The sequence below is a fragment of the Candidatus Omnitrophota bacterium genome (assembly GCA_018894435.1).
GTDB lineage: Bacteria > Omnitrophota > Gorgyraeia > JAHIPI01 > JAHIPI01 > JAHIPI01.
This window is the reverse complement of record JAHIPI010000080.1, coordinates 46,336-55,399: the sequence shown is the minus strand read 5'-3', so window position 1 is coordinate 55,399 and position 9,064 is coordinate 46,336. Positions and strand designations below refer to the sequence as shown.

The window sequence follows — 9,064 nt, the reverse complement described above, 5'->3', positions numbered from 1 at the left end:
TGACGAAGCCGGGCATAATAAAGATATCAGGGCGAAAATAGGCGCGATAGAGAATTTCGATAAGTTCATAGTCGGCAGCATCCTTAAGCGCTTCCCGGATAAGGATGGGGTCCGGATGATGGTATTGCCTGATCACGCTACGCCCATATCGGTGGGCACGCATGTCGCCGACCCGATACCGTTTGCGATCTACGGCAGCGGCGTAGAAGCCGATAACATCGAGACCTACAGCGAGAAGGCGGCAAGGTCGAGCAAATTGTCTTTTCCTACCGGCTGGCAGCTGATGGATTATTTCATGAAAGGAAAATAAGCATTACAAGATGAACTCGCTTGTATTGGCTTTTTTGAGTATAATCCTATTGGTCTTGGGCTATAGGGTGTATGGCGCGAGGATCGAAAAATTATTTGGCGTAAATAATAAAGAAGAAACACCCGCGCACAAGTTGTATGACGGCGTGGATTATGTCCCCGCTAGGAACTGGCTTGTGCTTTTCGGGCATCACTTTTCAAGCATAGCAGGCGCCGGGCCTATCATAGGTCCTATAATAGCCTTATCCATATGGGGATGGGCGCCGGCGGTTTTGTGGATAGTAATAGGTTCCATTCTTATCGGAGGCACGCACGATTTCGGCTCTTTGCTGATATCTGTGAAGCATGAAGGCAGGTCCGTGACTGATATCGCGGAGTCGCTTATATCAAGAAGGGCAAAGATACTTTTCGCGTCTTTTGTGTGGCTGGCTCTTATATTGGTAATAGCTGTCTTTGTGTATTTATGCGCGGAGACGCTTAGCGTAGAGCCCAAGATAGTGATCCCTACGTTCGGATTGATAGTGGTGGCGCTTTTAGTGGGGCATCTTCTCTATAACGTGAGGGCGGGTATTTATTGGGTAACGATTTTAGGTTTAACCCTTACTGTAATATTCATCTTTTTGGGCGAAAAGTTTCCTATTCAACTGGCTGTAGGAAATCCAAAATTATTTTGGGGATATATTCTTCTTGGATATTGTTTTGTAGCCTCTGTATTACCGGTGCACATGCTTCTACAGCCGCGGGATTATCTTTCAGCGTATTTTTTATTTTTTGGAATCATAGCCGGTTATGCCGGAATTATCATAACGCATCCTCAGATGGCGGTACCAGCCTGGTCATCGGCTGATGCGTCGGGCAATGCCATGTGGCCCATGCTCTTTGTGATAGTAGCCTGCGGCGCTATATCGGGATTTCATTCTTTGATAGCGAGCGGGACCAGCTCAAAACAACTGTCAAACCAGGCGGAGGCAAAGAGGATAGGATACGGCGCCATGCTTACCGAAGGCGCACTCGCCGTCCTTGTTGTCATCGCCGTAGGCGCGGGGCTTGGCGGGCGGGAAGTCCTTTCCGGTTATCTTTCGCAGGGCGGCTCAGGGCCTATCAGCGCTTTCGGTTCTGGATATGGAGCAATAACAAAACCCATCCTGTTCGGTATGGGCGGATTAGTAGCTATTATTATTTTAAACGCATTTATACTTACCACCCTTGATACAGCGACCAGAATAGGCAGATACCTTACGCACGAGCTTTTTGGGATAAAAAATAGGTTTATCGCCACAGCTATAGTGGTGGCGCTGAGCGGATGGCTGGGATTAAGCGGGAATTGGGCAAAGATATGGCCGATTTTTGGAGCTACGAACCAATTAATCGCGGCGCTCGCGCTTTTGGTAATTACGGTCTGGTTGTTGCGCAGGAAGAAGAATGTCTATTACGCGGCAATACCGGGCGCTTTTATGCTGATAACCACGGTAGCAGCTTTGCTTTATAGCGCAAATAAATATATACGCACGGGAGATTATTTATTAGTAGGTATGTCGGCAGTGCTTTTGTTTTTATCGGGGTATCTCTTATACGAAGTGATTGTTTTCATAAAACGGAGAAAATATGCATAACATAGTTGTCCAGAAATACGGTGGTTCCAGCGTTGCAAATGCCGAATGTGTCATCAGGGTGGCAAAACGTATAATAAGTTATAAACGCCGGGGATTTGAAATGGTAGTGGTAGTCAGCGCCCAGGGCGATACCACCGATGAACTTATACGGCTTTCCCGTTCAATCGCAACATCGCCGGCTGAGCGTGAAATGGATATGCTTATGGCCACCGGAGAGCAGATCTCCGTAGCGCTCCTGGCTATGGCCATACACAATCTGAATGAGGAGGCGATATCTTTCACGGGCGCTCAGGTCGGCATAATTACGGACTCCTCTCACACCAAGGCGCGGATAATAGACGTTGATGTCGCAAGGATAGTTAAGGAACTAAAGAAAGGGAAGATCGTCATAGTCGCGGGATTCCAGGGGATCACGGAAGAAAAGGATATCACTACTCTGGGCCGCGGAGGTTCGGATACTACAGCGGTAGCATTAGCGAAGGCGCTAAAAGCCAAGGTCTGCGAGATATATACCGACGTTGACGGCATATACACGACCGATCCCCGGATAGTAAAGAATGCCGCCAAGCTTGAAAGGATAAGTTACGAGGAGATGCTCGAGATGGCGTCTTTGGGGGCCCAGGTCATGCATCCGAGGAGCATTGAACTTGCCAGTAAATTTAATATACCGCTCCATGTAAGGTCAAGTTTTAATAACAAAAAAGGGACGATTATCTCAGGGGAGGCTAAAATGATGGAGAAGGCTTTAGTCAGCGGAGTTACGTTGAATAAGAGCGAGGCAAAGGTGACTATTTGCGATGTCCCGGACAAGCCGGGAATCGCTGCCAGAATATTCAAAAGGCTGGCCAATGAGAATATAAACATAGACATGATAATACAAAACATATCCCGGACCGGCGCGACGGACGTATCTTTTACGGTGGGAGAAGGAGATCTCCAGAAGACTCTTAGGGTATCAAAAGAGATATCTAAAGCCATAGGCGCCAAGGGCGTTACCTCGGATAGAAACATAGCAAAGGTATCGGTCGTCGGGATAGGTATGAAGACGCATGCCGGGGTGGCAGCAAAAATGTTTGATGCGCTGGCATCAAAAAGGGTCAATATAGAGATGATATCAACCAGTGAAATCAAGATATCCTGCGTTATTGAAAAGAAGAAGGCCATTGAGGCCGTTCGCGCCATACACAGCGCATTTAAACTCGGTAAAAAAGCGGTAAAAAAGGAACGCTTATGACAGCCAAAGTTAAGCTATACGATACTACCTTGCGCGACGGAGCGCAGACTGAGGGCATCTCTTTCTCGGTCATCGATAAATTGAGGATCGCCCAAAAACTGGATGAGCTGGGCATCCATTATATTGAAGGCGGATGGCCGGGGGCCAACCCCAAAGACGTCGAGTTTTTTAAAAAAGTAAAGAACGTGCGTTTTAAGAATGCAAAAATCGTCGCGTTCGGATCTACGAGAAGGCCTAAAGTAAGAGCCGCCGACGATACGATACTAAAGGGGCTTATCAAGGCGGACACAAAGGTTGTGACTATTTTCGGTAAGAGCTGGGACCTGCAAGTTACGGATGTTTTGGGAACGACTCTCGACGAAAATCTGAATATGATCCGCGACAGCGTGGCCTTCCTGAAATCAAAAGGGAAGGAAGTGATATTTGACGCGGAGCACTTTTTCGACGGCTATAAGGCCAATCCCGCTTACGCGCTTAAATGCCTGAAGGCAGCAGAAGAAGGTGGAGCGGACTCGCTTGTCCTTTGCGATACAAATGGGGGGCTGCTTTCTTTCGAAGCTCAAAAGATCATCAATGAAGTAAAAGCTCATTGCACGACACCGCTCGGTATTCACGCGCATAATGATGCTGATTGCGCGGTTTCAGTCTCGGGCATGGCTATTCATTGCGGCTGTACTCACGTCCAGGGCACCATTAACGGTTATGGGGAAAGATGCGGCAACGCCAATCTTGTATCGATTATCGCGATTATGAAATCGAAGTTAGGCATAGATTGCGTTTCCGATTCGCAGCTTAAAGAACTGACAGAGGTCTCAAGGTTTGTTTCCGAAGTCAGCAATATGAAACAGATGCCTAACCAGCCCTTTGTGGGAATGAGCGCCTTTGCGCACAAAGCAGGGGTTCACATAAATGCCATCATGAAGAATCCCAAGACGTATGAACACCTAGACCCGGCGCTTGTGGGCAATAGGCGGCGCCTTTTAATTTCCGAATTATCCGGAAAGTCGACGATCTTAAGCAAGGCGAAGGAGATGGATATTGAGCTTGAAAAAGAGAGCCCGAAGACAAAGAAGATTCTGAAACTGATCCAGTCGCTGGAGCACGAGGGCTATCAATTTGAATCGGCAGAGGCGTCTTTTAACCTTTTGATGAAACGGGCGATGAAGGCATTTAAATCCTTCTTCCGGCTTGAGGACTTCAGGGTTATAATCGAAAAGAAGAGAAGCGGCAGGATGACTTCTGAGGCGACGATGAAGATTAAGGTCGGCGGAAAGATGGAGCATACCGCCGCCATCGGAGACGGCCCCGTAAACGCGCTGGATAACGCGCTCAGGAAGGCGCTGACCTCTTTTTATCCTTCCTTAAAAGAAATGCGCCTTTCCGATTTTAAGGTCCGCGTTCTCGACGAAAAGGCAGGTACCGCGGCAAAGGTTCGCGTGCTTATTCAGTCCGAGGACACGAAAGATTCCTGGTGGACCATAGGAGTCTCGGAGAATATCATAGAGGCGAGCTGGGTAGCGCTTGTCGATAGCATCGAGTATAAATTGATGAAAGACAAGGTGTAATAGCTTTAATGAAAGAGCTCTCCAAGACATATAATCCAAAAGAAATAGAAGAGAAGATATACAAGCTCTGGGAAGAGAAGGGGCTTTTTACGGCACGTGTCGATCTCAAGAAGAAGCCCTATTGCATAGTTATTCCCCCGCCAAACATTACCGGCATACTTCACATGGGCCATGCCCTCAATAACACGATACAGGATATATTGATCAGGTTTAAGAGGATGCAGGGGCATGAGGCGCTTTGGATGCCCGGGACCGACCACGCTGGCATAGCGACGCAAAATGTCGTGGAAAAGAGCCTGGCAAAAGAAGGGCTTAAGCGCCAGGATCTGGGCCGCGAAAAGTTCATAGAAAAGGTATGGCAATGGAAGGAAGAATACGGCTCTACCATAATAAAACAGCTCAAAAAGCTGGGCTCGTCCTGCGATTGGCCGCGTGCGCGTTTTACGATGGACGATGCATATTCAAAGGCAGTAACAGAAGTCTTCGTCAGGCTGTACGAAAAGGGCCTCATATATCAGGGGAACTATATTATTAACTGGTGCCCCCGCTGCCACACCGCCTTATCGGATGAGGAAGCGCCCCATAGAGAACTGCAGGGCCATTTGTATTACCTTCGCTATCCCTTAAAAGATGATCCGCGCGAGTTTGTAGTGGTAGCGACTACGCGGCCCGAGACGATGCTTGGCGATACGGCCGTAGCGGTAAATCCGAAAGACAAGCGCTATAAGAAACTGATAGGAAAGTCGCTTATCCTGCCCCTAATGGAACGTGAGATAAAACTGATATCCGATCCTATGGTCGACGCCAAATTCGGAACGGGCGCCGTTAAAGTTACTCCCGCCCACGACCCCAATGACTACGCGCTCGGAAAAAAACATAAGCTTCAGTTCATAAACGTTATGCATCCGGACGGCCGGATGAATGATAATGCCGGCGACTATAAAGATATGGATAGGTTTGAGGCGCGGGAAGTCATATTGGAGGACCTGAAAGAGAAAGGGCTTCTCGAAAAGGTGGAATCGCATAATCTTTCTGCCGGTCATTGCTATCGCTGCCATACTATTATTGAGCCGTATCTTTCGAAGCAGTGGTTCGTAAAAATGAAACCCCTGGCAAAACCGGCCATAGAAGTGGTAAAAAAAGGGAAGGTCAAATTCCATCCGGCGCGCTGGACAAAGGTATATTTAAACTGGATGAATGATATACAGGACTGGTGTATCTCGCGCCAGATATGGTGGGGGCACAGGATCCCGGTATATTATTGCAAGGAATGCGAAAAAGGCGTTATCGTTTCCAGAGTCAGGCCGGAAAAATGCCCAAAATGCGCCTCAAGTGTGATCGAGCAGGATCCCGATGTACTTGATACGTGGTTCTCGTCGTGGCTATGGCCATTCGCGACTTTTTACTGGCCGGACGAATCGAAGGACCTGAAATATTTTTATCCTACCAACGCCCTTATAACTGCGCAGGAGATAATATTTTTCTGGGTAGCGCGCATGATAATGGCGGGCCTCGAATTCAAAAAAGAGATACCGTTTAAAGATGTTTATATACACGGCACCGTGAGAGATGATACCGGCACAAAGATGTCCAAATCTTTGGGGAATATAATAGATCCGCTTGAGGTAATAGAAAATTTCGGGGCCGATGCCCTCAGGTTCAGCATCATATCTATCACGGCTACGGGCCAGGATGTCTTTTTATCGCCGAAGAAGTTTGAAATAGGAAGGAACTTCGCAAACAAAATCTGGAACGCCTCGCGCTATATATTAACCGTCTTGAAGAGTGATATAAAAGTCGACCTATGCGTTTACGCCGGTGATAAAAAACTGAGCATAGCGGACAGATGGATTTTGAGCCGTTATTATTCGGCACTTTCAGATGTGCAAAAGAACATCGACCAATACCGCTTAAATGACGCCGCAAGCCGTATCTATGAATTCTTCTGGCATGATTTCTGCGATTGGTATATAGAATTTTCCAAGCTTACGCAGCAGGATGAAGCGACACAGGTCATCCTGTATAAGGTCCTTGAGAAGTCGCTTAGGATACTGCACCCTTTTATGCCGTTTATCACCGAGGAGATCTGGCAGAACCTGCCCCACAACGAAGGGCCGGTCATGGCAAGCTCATGGCCGCATGTGCAGAAACAATTTATATCGAAGGAGCTGGAAGAAAGCGTGGCCGATATAATAGAAATCATAACCGCTATAAGAAATATACGCGCGGAATGGAATATAGACGCTAAGGCAGAGGTAAGCGCCGTTCTTTCGTATAAGAAGCCGGAAACAGGCGCCGTATTAAAAGAATTTGACGGCTACATAAAGAGATTGTGCCGTTTGAAGTCACTTGAATATGGAAAAGGCCTCAAAAAACCCGCGCATTCGGCATATGCACCTTCAAAAGTCGCGGAGGTATATATTCCGCTCGAAGGTGTAATAGATTTTGAAAAAGAGTCAGTACGGCTGAAAAAGAAGCGTGATGAGGTAAAGAAGAACATGGGGTCGCTGGAGGCGAGGCTGAAGGATAAGAATTTTATTGCCAGGGCTCCGGCCGAAATAGTAGAGAGGAATAAGCTCTCCAAGTCGGAACTCGAAAGCACCCTGAAACGCCTGGAAGAGAACCTGAAAGATATAGAGGCATGATATGCGCTTACAAGTCGCGATTTCGCGCCAGGGCGTTGCTTCCCGCAGAAAAGCGGCTTCTATAATAGAACAGGGTATAGTCACTGTTAACGGTAAGATTATCCGGGAGAGGGGTTATGCGGTCAATCCGGATACCGACGATATCGCGGTAGGCGGTAAAGAATTAAAGAGCAAAACAAAAAAGATCTATATATTGCTCAATAAGCCGAAGGGAGTGATTACATCAAAATCGGACCCTGAAGAGCGGGAGACCGTTTTTGACTTGCTGCCTAGGGCGTTAAGCAGGCTCCATTCCGTCGGGCGCCTCGATAAAGATACAACCGGCCTATTACTTTTGACTAATGACGGCGAACTTACATACAGGTTGACTCATCCCAGATTTGAGGTGCGGAAGCGTTACAAGCTGACCTGCGAGAGAAAGGTAGTCGAAAAAAAGGTACATATACTTGAAAGGGGTATGTACATTGACGGCCGCAAAACTGCGCCGGCTAAAATAGAGATCATACGAAGCGACGAAAATAGGACAGAGCTCTTTATAGAGATACACGAGGGCAGAAAACGGCAGATAAGGAACATGTTTCTTTTTCTCGGCCATCCCATAAAGAACCTGGAAAGGGTATCGTACGAATTTTTGCAGCTGGGCAATACGAGGCGCGGCGATTTTCGCCATTTAACCAGCGAGGAAGTAAGAAAATTAAAAGCGTTGTAGTAAATTGTATCGCGAGAGGGGGGGCAGACCCTCAGCAATCAGCAATGTAGTTAACATAACGAGGGTCTGACCCCAGAAAAATATGCTCGAAAAAGATAAAATAATAGATATTATAAAGAACGCGCTAAAAGAAGACATAGGCAGGATGGATATTACGACGACATTCCTCATCCCTTCCAACCTTAAGGTCAAAGCCGATATCGTATCAAAGTCAAGCGGCGTCCTCGCGGGCCTGCCTCTTATAGAGATGGCCTACGGCTTTCTTGATACGGAACTCAGGATCAGATTTAATGCCAAAGACGGCGATCTTATCGAACCCGGGAAAGCGGTTTGCTATTTAGAAGGGCCGGCGGCCTCTATACTTAAGGGCGAAAGGGTTGTGCTTAATCTGCTTGGCCGTTCGAGCGGAGTGGCGACTATCACAAAGAAATTCGTAGATAGAGTAAAGAAGTATAATGCGGATATTATGGACACAAGAAAGACCACGCCAAATATGCGCCACATAGACAGATATGCGGTGGTAGTCGGCGGCGGAAAGAATCACAGGTTTGGCCTGTTTGATCAGGTCCTGATAAAAGATAATCATCTGGCGGCATTAAAAGAATTGAGGCCCAATGCCAAAGCCACTCTCATTATAAAAGATGCGATCGAGACGGTAAAAAAGAGGGTACAGAAGAATGTGAAGGTCGAAATAGAGGTCCGCAATATAGCGGAGTTTGAAGAAGCGCTTTCCGCGGGCGCCGATATTATAATGCTGGACAATATGCCGCCGGAGGGCATAAAAGAGGCAGTCAAGATACGAAACGCCGGCGGCGTACGGGCGAGGCAGGTTAAAATAGAGGCCTCCGGCGGCATTACTCTGGATAATGTTGAGGAATACGCCAAGACCGGCGTGGACAGGATTTCCATAGGCGCTCTCACGCATTCCGCTTCTTCGCTGGACTTCTCGCTGGATGTAATTTAAAAAAAAAGGGGACAGGCTACTTTTT

The 9,064-nt window shown here is 47.5% G+C and carries 7 protein-coding genes; all 7 read left to right on the top strand.

Translation table 11 applies throughout. From position 1 onward, the window contains the following. Window positions 1-310: phosphoglycerate mutase (locus KKI13_06960; GenBank protein MBU4488779.1), on the top strand; the 310-nt coding region annotated here is incomplete at its 5' end. Between the two features lie 10 nt (window positions 311-320). After that, entirely contained in the window at window positions 321-1,922 is a 1,602-nt protein-coding gene (locus tag KKI13_06955; GenBank protein ID MBU4488778.1) for a carbon starvation protein A, read from the top strand. Further along, window positions 1,915-3,156: an aspartate kinase gene (locus tag KKI13_06950; protein ID MBU4488777.1), complete on the top strand. Its 1,242-nt coding sequence runs from the start codon at window positions 1,915-1,917 to the stop codon at window positions 3,154-3,156. Before KKI13_06955 ends, KKI13_06950 begins: the two co-directional genes overlap by 8 nt. Then, window positions 3,153-4,721: a citramalate synthase gene (gene cimA, locus KKI13_06945; GenBank protein MBU4488776.1), complete on the top strand. Its 1,569-nt coding sequence runs from the start codon at window positions 3,153-3,155 to the stop codon at window positions 4,719-4,721. The genes KKI13_06950 and cimA overlap by 4 nt, the downstream gene beginning before the upstream one ends. Before the next feature lie 8 nt (window positions 4,722-4,729). Beyond that, complete coding sequence (locus KKI13_06940; GenBank protein MBU4488775.1) at window positions 4,730-7,366, top strand: valine--tRNA ligase; 2,637 nt, start codon at window positions 4,730-4,732, stop codon at window positions 7,364-7,366. 1 nt (window position 7,367) lies between these two features. Continuing rightward, window positions 7,368-8,075 carry an rRNA pseudouridine synthase gene (locus KKI13_06935; protein MBU4488774.1) on the top strand — a complete coding sequence of 236 codons (708 nt, stop codon included), beginning with the start codon at window positions 7,368-7,370 and terminating at the stop codon, window positions 8,073-8,075. An 82-nt stretch (window positions 8,076-8,157) separates the two neighbouring features. Then, the gene (gene nadC, locus KKI13_06930) at window positions 8,158-9,039 is read left to right on the top strand and encodes a carboxylating nicotinate-nucleotide diphosphorylase (GenBank protein MBU4488773.1); all 882 of its coding nucleotides are present in this window, start codon (window positions 8,158-8,160) and stop codon (window positions 9,037-9,039) included. The last annotated feature ends 25 nt before the right edge of the window (window positions 9,040-9,064 follow it).